The organism is Corticimicrobacter sp., from assembly GCF_040137905.1.
Lineage (GTDB): Bacteria > Pseudomonadota > Gammaproteobacteria > Burkholderiales > Burkholderiaceae_B > Corticimicrobacter.
Map to the genome: position 1 here is coordinate 50,423 of NZ_JBEFDG010000017.1, position 15,472 is coordinate 65,894.

Consider the following 15,472-nt stretch of genomic DNA (forward strand, 5'->3'; position numbering starts at 1 on the left):
GCCAGCACAAGGAATCCTGAATGCAAACCGTTGATGCAGCCAACTTGGCCATTGCCGACGCTTATGACAAGCATCTGTACGAATCAAATGCTTTTTCCTATACGTCACCTCGCCACCTGCGCGCGGCGGCACATCTCTACGGTTTGTCCTCCGTGCCCCTCAAACAGGCGCGTGTCCTGGAGCTGGGCTGTGCAGGCGGCGGCAATCTATTGCCTTTTGCACTGAGCCATCCTGAGGCGCAGATTGTCGGCGTGGATCTTTCCGCAGTACAGATAGAACAGGGTCAGGGCCTGATACAGGCATTGAAATTGAGCAACCTGGCATTGCATGCCATGAGCCTGACCGATATCACGCCCGATTTCGGTCAGTTTGACTACATCATTGCGCATGGTGTGTTCAGTTGGGTTCCCCACGAGGTGCGCCTTGCCATCCTGCGTATCGTGCGCGAAAACCTGTCTCCCTACGGATTGGCCTATATCAGCTACAACACCTATCCAGGCTGGAAAGCCAACGACATCCTGCGCGATGCCATGCTGTTGCATGCCCAGGCCACGTCAGACCATGCCGACAAGCTCCTCAGTGCCAAAGCCATGCTGGGCCTGCTGACTGAAGGTGTGGCAAGCCAGAACCAACTTGGCTCCGTACTCAAAGCGGCGGTTCATCGGTTGCTGCAGCATTCGGATTTTTATATTGCGCATGAGTATCTCGAAACCTTCAATGCGCCCTGCTATCTGCTGGAGTTTGCGGAACTCTGCCAGCAAGAAGGGTGCCTGCATGTTGGCGATGCTGATCCACACGCAGAGATGGCCATTTCTTATGGCACCACGGTACAGCAACATCACGAGCAAATCTCAGCCAATCAACCCCGCATCATGCGGCAGCAATATCTTGATTTTGCCGTGGGGCGCACCTTTCGTAAAAGTCTGGTCGTGCATGCAGCCCAGCGTGAACACATCCTGCCCGATCCAGACCCAGGCCGCATTGTTGACCTGCGCTGGGCCGGATTTTTCCGGCCAGACACGCCGAAGCAGGCTGTCGCATCCGACATGCAACACTTCAAAAACCATGCCCACCGCATGCTTGCCACCCAGGATCCCGCCATGTTGGCAGTGACTTCTGTGCTCAGTGCGGCCTGGCCTGCGTCACTGGATATCATGACATTGCTGGAGCGCGCGCGCCCACAGTTACATGACTCGGATAGCGACCGCGCAAACCGCAGTCTGCTGGCTGCCATGCATACCCTGTTCCGCCAAGGGCTGTTGCATTATGGCCTGGAGGCAGACCCTTACCAGGACTACGATCTTGCAACAGTGCGCGAGCATCCTATGCTGATTCCTGGCGCATTGGAAATCCTTGAGCAGCGGCGTACACCAGGCTTTGGTATCGGACTGAACAATCTTTGGCACGACGCAGTACAGCTACATCTGGAAGACGCTGAATACTGGCTGATACGCCACATGGATGGCAAGCGCTCGGCCGCGGAGCTGAAGGGGTTGTTGCGCAATGTCTTGCAGCGAGGCCAAGTGCCTGATACTGATGGAAAAATGCTCAAAGGGCAACGCAATCTTGAACTGACTGTGGACAGGATTTTGAGAAATACGGTGGATTTATTGCATCGGAATGGGTTGTTGCTACAAGAATAGACAAAAACATCAACGCAGACATACTGCTACGCTCACTGTTTTATGCACTTGCTATCATTTTCGTGAAGATGTGGAAAACCAAACATAAGCCACTCCTGTTGGCATACACTGAAAACATCATGTCACGGCTGTCTAGGAAGCGCATCCCATGCCCCATTTCATGTCATCGCCCATACACCTGACTCAAAGGGCGATCACACTATGCTGATGATCTCGGTCTGCATGATCGTCAAGGACGAGGCCAGACACCTGGAAAAAACCCTGCAAGCGCTCATCCCCCACTTCGATGACATCGTTGTCGTGGACACAGGATCCACAGATCACTCCAAAGAAATCGCCCGCCAGTTTGTGCCGAAAGTCCATGAATTCCGATGGGTCGATGATTTTTCTGCGGCACGCAACCATTCGATTCAATTCGCCAGGCATGACTGGGTCCTGGTCATTGATGCCGACGAGACGCTGGCAGCGCTGGATACCGGGCCTTTGCTGGCCTTGATGCAAGCACAGCCAGATGCAGTGGGGCGGATCAATATGATCAACCACGCAGGAGAGAATGAAGAAACCGAGCGAATCAACCGACTGTTTCGAAAGTCACGCTACGGATACCAGGGCCTCATCCATGAACAAATCTGTCCGCATGTCGAAGCGCCGGACTTTGCCCGTTTTGACGCGCCCATCACACTGCATCATCTGGGCTACCAGACCGATATTCTGCAAGAAAAGGACAAACTGAGCCGCAACGTGAAATTGCTTGAGGCGGCACTGAGACTGGCCCCTGAAGATCCATACTTGCATTACCAGCTCGGCAAAACACACTATATTCATCGAAACTATCCTGCGGCTTGCACATGTCTTGAAAGATCTCTGCGACTACAAGCCGGTCATTTTTTTGAGTACAGCGAAGATCTGATCGAAACCTATGGATATTCCCTCATCAATTCCGGTCAATATACCCAGGCGCTGAAATTCCTGGATTATGAAAAATACTGCCCTTCTACTGATTTTGTTTTCCTGAAGGCCCTGATATACATGAACAACGCCGATATGCAACAGGCCGTTGATCATTTTCTTGCATGCACCAGAATGCCTCCCGGCCGCAAGAAGGGCGTGCATTCATTCAAGGCACTTTATAATATCGGCGTGATTCTGGAATGCCTTGGAAACAATGAAGACGCTCTGGTTTTCTATCAGAACTGCGAGAACTACTCACCGGCAGTAGAGGGCATCGCACGCTTGAGTGCTACCAACAGGTCTACAGGGTACGTTTAGAATAGTGCCAACGACCCCAAGCATAGGCCCGCCATGTCGCACGCTCAGCGCCTTACCCCAACCGACCAACAAGACCTGGAACAAGCCGTCCAGATCCTGCTGTCGCCCACGTTGACGGCAAAGCTGACGGGCGTCGTCGGCAAGCCGCTCGACAAGATTCTGGAGTACCTGCCGCGCGGCATGGAAAGCAAGATTCAGGTGCTGGTCAAGACAGCACTGAGCAAGGCCGCCGACGCAGCCCTGTGGAGCCTGGGCAACGAACAAAAAGAGGCTTCACCCAAATGGAACAAGGCCTATGCGGCCATCTCGGGCGGAGTGGGGGGATTCTTCGGATTTACCGGCCTGGCCGTCGAGCTGCCCGTATCGACGACTATCATGATGCGCGCGGTAGCAGACATTGCCCGCAGCGAAGGCTTCGATCTGGAAGATGAGGACACCAAACAGGCCTGCCTGCAGGTCTTTGCCCTGGGTGGAGAATCCAAGGATGACGATGCAGCCGAGACGACCTACTATGCCATGCGGCTGATGACCGCCGAGGTCATCACGACGCATGCCGGCAAATGGCTGAGCAGCCTGCTGGAAAAAGTGGCCACGCGGTTCGGCGTGGTGGTCACGGAAAAAGCGGCCGCGCAGGCCATTCCGATTGTCGGGGCGGCCAGCGGCGCATTGATCAACACCATGTTCACTGATTTTTTCCAGGATATGGCGCGCGGCCACTTCACCGTCAAACGACTTGAGAAGGCATATGGCTTCGATACTGTGAAGGCCGAATTCAATCGGATTGCTGCCCAGAAAGAGCTGCGTTAAGGCAGCTCCAGGCTGCGGGCCGCCCTCGCTGCCTTATTCAACAACCCGCATGACTTCCACATCGATCTCGGGCGATTCGAGGAAGTCCTTCTCAACTTCACCGACGATCTCCACGCGGGTCTTTTCATCGATCGACTGGGCAGGGAAACGCTTGCGGTCGATCTCGACGCGGATTTCCTTCTGACCGTCCGAGAACAGGTATTTGTCGTCCGAGACCTGGCGCACCAGATGGCCACGCAGGATGACGCGCTGGTCATCGACGGGATTATCAAGAATATCCTGAACGGAAACGGCCACGCCCTGTGCGCCCGGCCCGGTATATTGGGCCAGGGCTGGCTGGGCGGCAAGCAACGTGGCGGAGGCGGCAATGGCGGCGAGAAAACTGGTTTTTTGCATATCTAAACTCCAGATCAGTTGAATGGATACTGCCTCGATTCATCAAGGCATGGATTTAGTATGGCAAACTGCTCCCATATGGAGCATGAACGAACCATTCACACTCCATTCATGCTGAACCGGATACGGCCATTTTCCAGATGCACCACTCCAGGAGTCCATGATGAATGATCGACCTTCTTCCGAACACCACGACAATCCGGTACCGGGCCTTTCACCCACGGCCCCGCTGGTCAGCAACCTGACGGCACTGGGCGCGCACTGGGGCTGGTTTGTCGGGCTGGGCATCCTGCTGCTGGTACTGGGCCTGATCGGTGCCGTCTATGTGCTGGCCTTCACGCTGGTGAGCGTGCTGTTCGTCGGTGCCCTGATGCTGGCGGGCGGCATTCTGCACCTGATCCAGGCGTGGCGAATCAAGGGCTGGAGCGGCTTCCTGGTCTGGACGGTCAGTGGACTGTTCTACATCGCGGCCGGATTGCTGGCACTCTACAACCCGATTGCGGGCGCGGCCGCGCTGACCCTGCTGCTGGGAGCCGTGCTGATCGCGGCAGGTGCCCTGAGGCTATGGCTATGGTTCAACAACCGCAGCCAGGCGGGCTGGAAATGGCTGGCGCTCTCGGGGCTGATCACGCTGCTGGCAGGTTTGCTCATTGCGGCAGGGTGGCCTGCCAACAGCCTCTGGATCCTGGGCTTCCTGCTGGCCCTCGACCTGCTGTTCCAGGGCATCACGCTGATCATGCTGGGGCAGGCGCTGCGCCGGGGGCATACGACAGCACGCTAGTTGCACCGGTGGCCAGGTTTATACAGGTGTCCTGGCCACAGGATACATACTCACCGTTCAACGGTGCCTGTGTCCATGATGCGGTGCCCCGTTCCGACGGTCGTGCCGCCATCCACTGCTATCCAACAGAACCGGCACGCCTTCCTGGCTGACGGTTCGGCCGGTCGCTATCCGACCTCGCGCAGACTCTCGGCCGGATCGATCCGTACTGCCCGACGAGTGCCTGCCCACGAGACACTACCCGCCAGCAACAGCGTCAAGACATACCCCACCGCCATCTGCCAGCCAGCCAGTTCGCACACAAACCGTCCTGTCGCCGGGCCACCACCCAGCACCGCATCAAACACCAGGCTGCCCAGACCGTAGATCAACAGACTGCAGGCATAGGCCGCCGAAGAAAGGCACAGCGCCTGAACCTGCATCAACCAGGCCAGCTCGCCCTGGGTGCTGCCAAGCAGCCCCAATACGGCCAGATTGCGCCGCTTGCGCTCAATATTGGAGAGAAAGGCACCGGCCAGCGAGGCGATGCATCCAAGCAGCGCCGCCACTGCGATCACACCAAACACCCAGCCCAGCACGGTGGATATCTGCCGGACGCTGTCTGCCTGTGCCTGCTGGCTGCGCGTATCGATATGCTGTTCCTGCAACCAGCGCGCCAATGAACTGATGCGGTCGGCATCAGAGGCATAGAGCCTGACACGAGCATAGCGGACAGGCTCGTCGTCATCTGCGGCACGCCCTGTGGTCAGCCCTGAGCGCTCGACCCGATAACCGTCGCGAAAACGCTCCAGTTCGACCAGGAGCGGCAGGGGTGCCAATGCAGCCAGTCGGTCCATGCCATGCGCCGGCAGCACATCAGCCACCCGAACCTGCCACTGGCCACGCTCCAGCACGCCATCCAGGCGACGCTGTGCGCCCAGCGTCAGGGTATCGCCAGGCGCAGCCTGCAAGCGCATCGCCAGGGCACTGCTCAGGAAAAGGGCGGGCAAAGTCTGCGCAACCGCATCGGCGGAAGGCAAGGCTGCGGCCTGTTCCTCTGCCCGCAACGGATCGCCATCCGCCGTTGGAATCAGCTCGATGTTCTCGGCAAAGCGGCGGCTGTCCGCGAGCAGGTCGCCACGCAGGTTGAGTACCCGGGTCATGCCCACGGCAAATGCCACATCGGCACGCGCTTGCGCGGCAGCGACCCAGGCATCGTCGAAATCGCCGCTACCCAGCATACGGACCTCAAGTGCATCGGGGCTGCGCACCAGATCGCTGCGCAATTGCTCGACCACGCCTTGCTTGAGGCCAAACAGCAGCAGCAGGGGGGCAATCACGGCCACCAGCGTCGCCATCATGAACAGCGACACCTTGCGGTCATGCAGCAGGTCGGCCACCGCCAGGCGGGCCAGGAGGATTCGACGCATCATCGCTAGCCCACCAGTTCGAAAGTCGTTGCGCCCGGCATGCTGCAGGCCGTGATGCGGGGCAGACCAAAGCCCTGTACCAGCGGCCAGTCGTGGGACACGATCAGGGCAGCCATGCCCATCTCACGCACCAGCGCCAAAAACAACTCCAGCAGCGTATAGGCATGATGCGGATCGAGGGCCGCCGTGGGCTCGTCGGCCAGCAACAGGTCCGGCTCATGGGCAATGGCCCGGATGAAGGCTGCACGCTGGCGCTCGCCGATCGACAGCGCGGCAGGACGCTTGTCGAGCGCAGACTCCAGGCGCAAGGTGGTGCAGCAGTGGGCAAGTCGTTCCGACCAGGCCGGCAGCCCCAGCAGCCGGCGCGGCAGGGTGATGTTGTCACGAATGCTCAGAAAAGGCAGCAGGCCTCCCTGCTGCAGCACAAAACCCAGCTTCTCGGCACGCAACCGGGCCAGGGCCGGCTCATCGCCTTGCTGGATCAGCGCAGCAACATCCGTGCGCCCGAGTTCGAAATGCCCGATGGTTTCCGGCTTGAGCAGCAGGCCAATGGCCTCCAGCAGCGTACTCTTGCCACAGCCACTCTCGCCCGTGACGGCCCAGACGTCGCCTGATGCCAGGCTCAGCGCCGGCAGGCTGATGCTGTGCTGGCCGGGACCTTGGCCGCGCACTACCGTCAGGTTCAGGATTTCCAGCATGGACTGCATGTCAGGGCATCATTTCGAGAGGAACAGGGTAGACATCATCGCGCACATCGCCATCGTGCGCCAGCGAGATCCAGCGATCGACATCTTCGTTGTAGCGTTCATAGAGCCGCAGGCGCGCCTTGAGCCCATCGATGAAGGCTGCCTGCGTCTGGCGATCCCAACTGCGCCAGGCCTCTTCATCAAGCGACATGATGGCACTGCGATAGGGCAGGCTGTCCAGATATTCACCGACCCGCATGCCGGGAGACACGTCCCCGGACAGGTCATCGCGCCGGGCGGCCTCATCCGGGTTGGTGCCCATGGAAGCGGCCACGCTGCGCAGTCGGGCAAACATGTCCTGCTCCGATCCGAATCCGGATTCGACGGCCTCCAGTGCTTGCCTGACGGCATCGCTCAGATCGCTCAATTGTGCCTTGGTCAGCAGCACTCGCGCTTCGGTCGCCGGCACATCCGGCCGGCGCAAGTCATGATCGCTGATCCAGCCACGCAGGACCGTCGGCACGCTGGCGGCACTGCGCCCCCCCAGCCAGGACAACTGCATGGCATGGCCTACCTGGGCAGCATCGTGACGAATCTGCTGATCGGCATCGTCGGTATCTGCCTTTTTCTGGTCAGGCCTGACAATGCCTGCCAGGGCCACCTCTTGCCCGTCAGTACCGGCACGCCCGCCAACTCGCTCGACCAGCGTTTCGGTCAGGGCACCGATTCTGCGACCAAAGGTGCGCACATTGCCCGCATCAATCGGGTAATACAGCGGGGCATCGGCCGCCGCGTGCTGCGCCAATACGCGATATTGCTGCTCGGCACGCGCATGGTTGCGCCGTCCCGCCGGCGTGCGCAGGTGCAGCGCAAAAATGGCGATACCGGCATCGGCTGCCGCCTGCCGGACCTGGGCAGCATCCAGTCCGGTCGAGGACAGGGCATCGGCTGCATCAAGCGCGCCCGCATCGGTCACCAGAACGATATAGCGGGCATCGAAGCCGCTCCAGTCGATCCCATCGATGGCCTGCATGACACCCGCGTAGGCATCTTCGTCGAAGCGGCTGCTGGAAACGGTTGCCTGCCGGATATCGGCCACCTGGGCCATGAAAGTGGCTTCGTCGCTGGCCTGGCTGGGGTCGGCATAGATGCGGCTGGTGTATTCGAGGCCGGGTACGGCGGCAACGTTGGAGCGATAGGCCACCATGCCGAAGCGTACGTCCTGGGTCTGCCCCTGCGCCCGCATCCGGGCATAGACCTGCCGGATCATGTCGCGAGTCTGGTCGATGTAGGGACGCATGGAAATGGTCGTGTCGATGACGAACACCACGGCGGTGCGCAACGTACCTGCTGCGCTTGCTGTTGCATCCGTCATCGCAAGCGACCGGCCCGTTGCCGGCCCTGCGGCACGACTGGCGTTGAGCGAGGCGACTTCCAGCAGCCTGACCACCTGACCATCGGGCGTCATGATTTCCTCGCCCGACAGCACGGGCAGCAGATAGAACTGCCGCTGCGGGTCAATGGCCACGGAAGGCTCCCGGGCCAGCACGCCATCGGCCTGGCCCGTGTGCTGCAACCGGGCCTGCAGGGTATCCAGCCTTGCCCCCCGGTCGGGTTGCAGGAGCAGATCCTCAAGCTGTTCGCGATGCTCGAAAAACAACAGCGGGTCGCGCCGGGCCGGGCTGGTCAGGGCCAGCGTCAACTGCGTATTCCATTCGACCGCGCAGGCAGCAGGGATCCAGCCGCTGCGCTGCCCATGGGCATCCGGCCCGACCTGCAGCCAGTCGCTGCCATCGGCGGCACGCTGGCGGGCATAGACATAATGCCGACTCAGGGGTGGCAGTATCCGGATTGAACCCGGATCACCCGCAGCGACCGACCCACCCGCCGTGTCATGCAGAATGCAATCCTGAGCGGCCAACACGCGCTGGTACAGCGTCTGGCGGCCAGGCTGCAGCAACGGTGCGGTGCTGTCGGCAGCCACGCACGCCCATGCCGCAAGCATGAGCCACAGTGAAAGAAGGGCACGCATCGATTTCATAATGGCGAAGCATAGCAGCCAGACTGGCAGATCGGCACCTTGAGCAGAACCGGATTTCAGGCACAATTGCAGCGGTAGGCTTACATGCCCCTATTTCGGCCATACACGTCACCCACACCATGCGCATCACCGACACTCGACTGCCCGACATCAAGCTCATCGAGCCCGACGTTTTCCACAAGACCACCGACTACTGGTGCCGGGATCTGGAGCGCGGGCTGCGCTGGGACGATCCCAAGATCGGCATCGTCTGGCCGGGTGGGGTCGAGCCGATACTGGCGGAGAAGGATCGGGACAATCCGGAGTTGCAAAGGCCATAGGGCAGGTGGGCTTTGTCCCGACCAGGACATCCGGCAACCTATTTACAGCGCATCATCAACGGGCTCCCACTCGTCGCCGGTTTCACGGCTCACCAGCCTGAGGTTATAAATTGTCCCAATGAGCTTCGATGTCATGACCTCATTCGGTGCACCGTCCACCATAATGCGCCCCTGATGCAGTACTGCGATACGGGTAGCTGTCCGTGCCGCCTGTTCAGGAAGATGCGTAGAAAACAGAATGCCATGTCCCTCGGCAGCCAAGCCACGCAAGTGTTTGAGCAAACGGACCTGGTTACCAAAATCCAGGCTGCTCGTCGGTTCGTCCAGAATCAGCAGGCGCGCCCCCTGGGCAAGGGCACGGGCAATCAGGGTCAATTGCCTTTCGCCTCCTGAAATTTCCGTATATGGCTGATCTGCCAGATGCAAAAGCCCCATCCGCCCGAGTATCTGATCGACCACAGCCCTGTCTTGCGCATTTGGCGGAAGGATCAGGCGTGTCTCGGCAATGCGTCCCAGCATGGCCACCTCACGCACCGTATAAGGAAACACTGCCGTATGGCCTTGAGGGACATAAGCGATACGCCTGGCGATATCGCGTGCGGACCAGGTCGCAATATTTCGTCCCTGGAGGCAGACCACACCCCCCTTTGGCCTGATCAGCCCCAGAAAGAGACGAAACAGCGTACTTTTGCCTGCACCATTTGCACCCAGCAAGGCAACGATTTCGCCTTGCCTCAGCGAGAACTCGATCTCCGTCAGAACCGTACGGACACCATGACTGAAAGAAAGACGACTGGCCTGAAGCGTGACGACCTCCTGCTCGTGCTTGGCTTGGTTCATCTGTGTTTTCCGTAACATCACGTCCACGCACGTCTGGCCCTGCCCAGCACCAGCAGGAAAAGCGGAATACCCAACAAGTCCGTCAAGACCCCAATCGGCAATTCTGCATGCGTCAGGCTACGCGCCAAAGTATCTACACAGACCAGGAAGATGGCACCGAGCAAGGCGCTCCCCGGGATCAGGCCTACATTGCCAGGCCCAAACAGCAGCCGGGCAACGTGAGGGATGACAAGCCCCAGCCAGCCAATCATACCGACCAGCGACACCGATAGCGATGACACCAATGTTGCCGCCCCAATCACCCCATAGCGTACAAATGCCACGGGGATACCTAGCGTACGCGCTTCATCATCACCCATGGTCAGTGCATCCAGGGCTCGACCAGAAAGCGCCAGGAGAAAGATACCAACCAATATCGGACCTGACGCCCACTGTATCTGCAACCAGTCCAGTCCGCCCAAGCTACCCATCAGCCAATAGATCAGGGAGGGCAACTGCTCATAGGGATCCGCGAGATATTTGACGATAGACAGGCCTGAAGTAAACAATGCCGCCGAGATCATCCCGCCCAATACCAGCATGATCAGCGATCCCCCCCCGAACAATCGGGCAACCAGCACGCCAAGCCCCACGGCAAGCAGGCCCATGCCGAACGCCGACAATTGCACATACAACCAGTTTCCCAGCACCAGCATCCCCAGCGCCGCACCAAAACTGGCCCCGCTCAAGACCCCAAGAATACCGGGAGATACCAACGGATTGCGGAACACGGCCTGAAACGCACAACCCGATGATGCCAGCGCCGCCCCCACCAAAGCAGCCGCCAGGATCCGGGGCAGCCGTACTTCCATGATGATGCGATCAAAGGTCTGGAACGAATCCTGTGCCATGGAGGTCAGATCCAGACGTGTGCCAGCCCATGCCAGGATGTCTGTCAGCGTCAACGGATATCGACCGACAGTGAGGGCAAAGCAAATGCTGAATACCAACAGGACTGGCAAAATCACCAGACCCGTACGAATACTGCGTATCGGCATGCTCGACATTTATCCTTGCGACTGCCCTGCCAGAATCCTGGAAATTTGCGCATCATCCAGCTCCACATCAAGAAAAAGCCGGTAGAACCTCCGTGTTTCTTCTTTGATATCGAGCGGATAAATCGCTGGATACAGTCTATTGGCAAGCCATTGGGCACCTATTGCGCGCATGAAACTCGGTGGCCGATCAATCCAGTTGAATGGCAGCGTAGGAGCAAAAGAAATCGCTCCTGCATCAATCGCAGGAATGCCTTGCCAGGCAGGATTGGAAAGAACGGTCTGGGTAAACTTCTCATCCTGTGCAAGCACGAAATCCGGCCTGTAGAGCATGATCTGTTCCAGACTGACGCGATCCATACCAACATGACGAGTCTGCTTGCAACGATGGACATTGCTGCCACCTGCCAGAATGATCGCCTCGGCATGCCAGGATTCATCGCATTCCGTCGCCAGGCCATCGGGGCCTTCAGCATAATAGACTTGCCGGCGCGCCTCTGGCGCAATACGTCCCACCGTATCATGCAGTTTGCCCAGCACATTGGAGATATAAATCTCAAGCATGCCTGCTCGCTCCTCGCGCCCCAGCAGATCACCCAGAAAACGAAGAGTTTCCGGATGATCTTCCAGCGTGTCCAGCCTGACAAAAACGACTGGCAGCCCAACCTTGTCGAACTGAGCGAGGATCCGTTCGTTATCGCTGAATCTATCCAGCCAGACGATGACCACATCCGGCCCAAGCCGCAATACTTCCTCGGGATCCATCTTGCCGCCGTGCCCCATCACGGCACCGATTACCGGCAACTCAACAACCGCTTTCGGCAGATAAGGACGCAGATCTTCCCGGATACGATAGTTGATGCCAACCAGCATTTCCGGTGCCAGGGCATATAACAGGAGAGATACCGGATGCGAGGACGAATAGATACTGGTGATCCGTTCAGGAAGCGTCACCGTGCGCCCCGCCATATCCGTCACGTCCCGGGCATGTACCCCTGCCGAACAGACAACCATCAGGAGAGTCAATATCCCCCTGACTATTGCGGCCCGCATCCCGGGCCGCAATAGCACATCCGTACGCCATTGCCAGCCAGCCATCATCAGAAGCTCGCCTGCAGTCGCAGCGCCGCGTGGAATGGCTCACCCGGATAGAGCCATGCATACCCATTGGATCCAGCCGTGTAGTCACGATCGAAAAGGTTATACAGGTTCAGCGTGATCTTCATGTTCCGGTAGGCGTAATAGGCCATTGCGTCAAACGTGGCATAGCCTGGCAGGGTAGCCGACAGTTGTGGCGTTGCCTTATTGACCAAGGCTGCCTGGCGCGAACTGACGGCCCGGATGCCTGCCCCAAAACCAAATCCCTGCAGCGGCCCTTCCTGGATGTCGTAGGTGCTCCACAGACGAACCGCGTGGCGGGGCACGTTAGGCACGCCTGACCCTACCTCATAGGTATCATCCCGGACATAGCTGGCATCCGTGTAGGCATAGGAGAAAAGCATGTTCCAACCAGGCTGCAGGCGATAGGTTCCATCCAGCTCAAACCCGCGAGAGCGCTGCTTGCCGGTTTGTACCTCATACCCCAGAGTGCCTCGGACGGGATCAGGATCTGCTTGTGTCACATTTGAAAGAGTGATCTGGTAGATAGCCGCCGTGATGGATGCCTTGTTATCGATATCAAATTTCACACCGCCTTCGATCTGTTCACCCTTGAGCGGAGAAAAAGACTGGATGGTGCCGTCATCGGTCGTATTGGTACCCTGAGGCTTGAAGGTCGTCGAATAGGACACATAGGGTGTCACGTTGGACGTAATGTCATACAGCATGCCCACGCGCCAGGCAAAACCATTCCCGGAGGTTCTTGACTGGGACAGTCGTGCGGGATTCATACCGGAACTGGATTTGGTCGTGTAGTCGACATAATTCGCACCGCCGACAATCCGCAGCCGGTCTGTCAGGGACAAGGTGTCGTTTATGTAAAAATTGGACTGCCTGGTATCCGAATGCCCGTACATGTACTGACTGACATTGCCCGCCGGCTGCCCCCAGTTCGGAGAGTCCGGATCGGTGAAGCGATAATTGCGAAACTGATAGGGGGTAGGGCGCGCCATGTTCATATCGTATTTGATGACTGCGTACCGGGCCCCAACGACCAAGTCATGATCCATGCCAAGCGCAGCAAATCGCCCATTGATCATGTTATCCGTATCGTAGGCTCGGACAGGCCCCATGCGAATATTCTGCGCATACTGTGTATACAGCGGAGAGCCATTGACAAAGCTCGGGTCAGCCGAGATGGAAAACACATCGCGCGATGTCTCCGTGACCTGGCTGTGGCTCCGGAAAGACCAGCGATCATTGAACCTGTGCTCCCAGGTTGCACGGCCAGTATTACTCTCGTACTCCCAGTATGAGCGCGGGTCAAAGAGATTCAAGTCATCCTTGAAGCTACCGAACGACACCAGATGTGCGCTGTCTCCTGAACCGATCACGCCATATCCAGGTTGACCACTATAGGGAAAAGCTTTTTGCCAGCGATATTCATACGTGAACTTGAGCCTGTCGCTGTCAGTCGCCAGGCCCTCAAGCGAAACCTGGATATTCCGCTTGTCGGTATCCGAGTTTTTATAGAAGGATTTGTATTTCCCGACATTGCCGACGATGCGCAACAGCCAGGTCTTGTCGTTTGAAATTGGTGTTGATAGATCTGCAACCAGCCCCGTTGAACCATAGCTGTCGGTTTCAGCCGTTGCTTCGGCATAGAAATCCTTTTTCGGCTGTTTGGTCCTGACATTGATGATGCCGCCGATATCGCCCGAATAGGCCCCATACAGCAAACCCGCCGGTCCCTTGAGAACCTCGACCCGTTCGACATTTCCCATCCAGGAGTTACCAAACGGCGTGGGATCCCAAAGCCCGTCATACAATGTCATGCTGGTTCGAAAACCACGAATATAAGCATCCGACCATTGATCCAGCGGGTAGTAGGAAGGACGAATATTCGTGACTCCCGAAACATTTTCAAGGGCAGATGAGACACTGGTATTGCCCTGCTGCCTGATCACCATTTCCGGGACAGTAATGACGGATTGCGGTACCCAGCGGTTGGGTTGTTCCGTCTTGCTGCCGGTATCGGAGCGTGTAACGACGTAATTGTTGTGCCCCTGTATGTCTTCCGGCTCCCCGACCGTCAGCGGTTCGGACTTGCTGGAAACCGTGATTACAGGCAGATCCGTGACGGCTGGGACATGTTCCGGCTGAGCGTAGACAGGCAGGGGAACCAGGGGAAAGGCAGCGGCGATAACTGCAAAAATACGGGAAACACGGTACGACTGGATTTGATGCTTGATGCTGCGGGACTTCATGTTGCTTCCATCTTCGTTATATTTCTACATATATAACAATATTCACGACATGGGATCTACAGCAAACATGCATTCAGTTTGTCATTCCACAAAGACCACGTGAACGTGCCCCAGGGGTCGAATCCTGGGGCACGTCATGACCCACATTCAAGGCCTGCTGGCAGCACTCAGGCTCGGTTCTTTTATGGCTTCGCCAGTTGCAGCCGTACTTCCACCAGGGCCGCCTGCACATCCGCAGCATTCGGATCATCCGGCCCGATCAGGACCAGCAGCCGTTCATAGGCATGTGCTGCGCCTGCATAGTTTTCCAGCACGAGATAGGATCTGGCCAGCATGGCCCATTCCGATGGCGTACCTACACCTTCATCAAGACGTCGGGCCAGGCCATCGACCATTTCTGCCAGTGCCTGCGCATTATTGACTTCTACAGCGGGCTGATTGTTGACAGGCTCGACTGCGGTCTGGTTGCCCAGCACCAGATAGCCTGCCAATGGCATCACGACAAGCCAGACCATGACACCCCACGCCCAGCGCGGCTGGGGTGTCGCAGTCTGTTGCTGAATCTGTTGCTGCCCGTCTGACAGAGCCCGCAGCTCCAGTTCCGTCATCGCCTGATCAAATGCAGCAGCATCCAGCAAGCCAGCTGCATGTTCCCGCTGCAGGTCACGCCGCTGCTCACGCAGTACATCCAGCGCAGCCCCGGCCTGGATATCCAGGCTCTGGCCCACAACCGCCGCAGCGCCTCCGGGCGCTTGCCCGAGCGGTGCCATGCCCGCTGACCGCACGCCACGCACCAGAGGCAACGCAATCCACCATGCCGTGGCGACTGTCATGCCTACCGCCAACAGGACGAACAGCAGCATCATATAAGACCCATCCAT

14 protein-coding genes are annotated in these 15,472 nt (G+C 58.2%); 5 read left to right on the top strand and 9 right to left on the bottom strand.

Translation table 11 applies throughout. From position 1 onward, the window contains the following. Window positions 1-44: 44 nt before the first annotated feature. The 3 genes from ABN482_RS02130 to ABN482_RS02140 all read left to right on the top strand — a co-directional run bounded on the left by ABN482_RS02130 (window position 45) and on the right by ABN482_RS02140 (window position 3,719). The gene (locus ABN482_RS02130) at window positions 45-1,643 is read left to right on the top strand and encodes a methyltransferase regulatory domain-containing protein (RefSeq protein ID WP_349502444.1); all 1,599 of its coding nucleotides are present in this window, start codon (window positions 45-47) and stop codon (window positions 1,641-1,643) included. Window positions 1,644-1,865: 222 nt separating this feature from the next. Further along, window positions 1,866-2,912 carry a glycosyltransferase gene (locus tag ABN482_RS02135; protein WP_349502445.1) on the top strand — a complete coding sequence of 349 codons (1,047 nt, stop codon included), beginning with the start codon at window positions 1,866-1,868 and terminating at the stop codon, window positions 2,910-2,912. A gap of 33 nt (window positions 2,913-2,945) precedes the next feature. Next, window positions 2,946-3,719, top strand: a complete 774-nt coding sequence (locus tag ABN482_RS02140) for an EcsC family protein (RefSeq protein WP_349502446.1) — start codon at window positions 2,946-2,948, stop codon at window positions 3,717-3,719. A gap of 33 nt (window positions 3,720-3,752) precedes the next feature. Here ABN482_RS02140 and ABN482_RS02145 read toward each other — a convergent pair whose 3' ends face one another. Further along, entirely contained in the window at window positions 3,753-4,115 is a 363-nt protein-coding gene (locus ABN482_RS02145) for a YgiW/YdeI family stress tolerance OB fold protein (protein ID WP_349502447.1), read from the bottom strand. Window positions 4,116-4,275: 160 nt separating this feature from the next. Here ABN482_RS02145 and ABN482_RS02150 point away from each other — a divergent pair, with 160 nt between their 5' ends. Next, the gene (locus tag ABN482_RS02150; protein ID WP_349502448.1) at window positions 4,276-4,896 is read left to right on the top strand and encodes an HdeD family acid-resistance protein; all 621 of its coding nucleotides are present in this window, start codon (window positions 4,276-4,278) and stop codon (window positions 4,894-4,896) included. 167 nt (window positions 4,897-5,063) lie between these two features. On the opposite strand, the gene ABN482_RS02155 is transcribed toward ABN482_RS02150, so the two are convergent. Genes ABN482_RS02155 through ABN482_RS02165 form a run of 3 tightly spaced genes read right to left on the bottom strand, consistent with a single transcriptional unit; the run spans window position 5,064 to window position 9,023 of the window. Then, window positions 5,064-6,308, bottom strand: a complete 1,245-nt coding sequence (locus ABN482_RS02155; protein ID WP_349502449.1) for an ABC transporter permease — start codon at window positions 6,306-6,308, stop codon at window positions 5,064-5,066. Window positions 6,309-6,310: 2 nt separating this feature from the next. Next, a complete protein-coding gene (locus tag ABN482_RS02160) occupies window positions 6,311-7,012 on the bottom strand; it encodes an ABC transporter ATP-binding protein (protein WP_239990182.1) in 702 nt (233 codons plus the stop codon). A gap of 1 nt (window position 7,013) precedes the next feature. After that, the gene (locus ABN482_RS02165; protein WP_349502450.1) at window positions 7,014-9,023 is read right to left on the bottom strand and encodes a VWA domain-containing protein; all 2,010 of its coding nucleotides are present in this window, start codon (window positions 9,021-9,023) and stop codon (window positions 7,014-7,016) included. A gap of 128 nt (window positions 9,024-9,151) precedes the next feature. Between ABN482_RS02165 and ABN482_RS02170 the strand changes: the two genes are divergently transcribed. Then, complete coding sequence (locus ABN482_RS02170; RefSeq protein ID WP_349502451.1) at window positions 9,152-9,352, top strand: dTDP-4-dehydrorhamnose 3,5-epimerase family protein; 201 nt, start codon at window positions 9,152-9,154, stop codon at window positions 9,350-9,352. Between the two features lie 42 nt (window positions 9,353-9,394). On the opposite strand, the gene ABN482_RS02175 is transcribed toward ABN482_RS02170, so the two are convergent. The 5 genes from ABN482_RS02175 to ccmI all read right to left on the bottom strand — a co-directional run bounded on the left by ABN482_RS02175 (window position 9,395) and on the right by ccmI (window position 15,472). Beyond that, window positions 9,395-10,192 carry an ABC transporter ATP-binding protein gene (locus tag ABN482_RS02175; protein ID WP_349502452.1) on the bottom strand — a complete coding sequence of 266 codons (798 nt, stop codon included), beginning with the start codon at window positions 10,190-10,192 and terminating at the stop codon, window positions 9,395-9,397. A 17-nt stretch (window positions 10,193-10,209) separates the two neighbouring features. Beyond that, the gene (locus ABN482_RS02180; protein ID WP_349502453.1) at window positions 10,210-11,229 is read right to left on the bottom strand and encodes a FecCD family ABC transporter permease; all 1,020 of its coding nucleotides are present in this window, start codon (window positions 11,227-11,229) and stop codon (window positions 10,210-10,212) included. A gap of 9 nt (window positions 11,230-11,238) precedes the next feature. Further along, window positions 11,239-12,327, bottom strand: coding sequence for an ABC transporter substrate-binding protein (locus ABN482_RS02185; protein ID WP_349502454.1), 1,089 nt, complete (start codon window positions 12,325-12,327; stop codon window positions 11,239-11,241). Continuing rightward, window positions 12,327-14,591 (bottom strand): TonB-dependent siderophore receptor, encoded by a 2,265-nt coding sequence (locus tag ABN482_RS02190; protein ID WP_349502455.1) that lies wholly within the window; start codon window positions 14,589-14,591, stop codon window positions 12,327-12,329. The genes ABN482_RS02185 and ABN482_RS02190 overlap by 1 nt, the downstream gene beginning before the upstream one ends. A 182-nt stretch (window positions 14,592-14,773) precedes the next feature. Continuing rightward, window positions 14,774-15,472: a c-type cytochrome biogenesis protein CcmI gene (ccmI, locus tag ABN482_RS02195; protein ID WP_349502456.1), complete on the bottom strand. Its 699-nt coding sequence runs from the start codon at window positions 15,470-15,472 to the stop codon at window positions 14,774-14,776.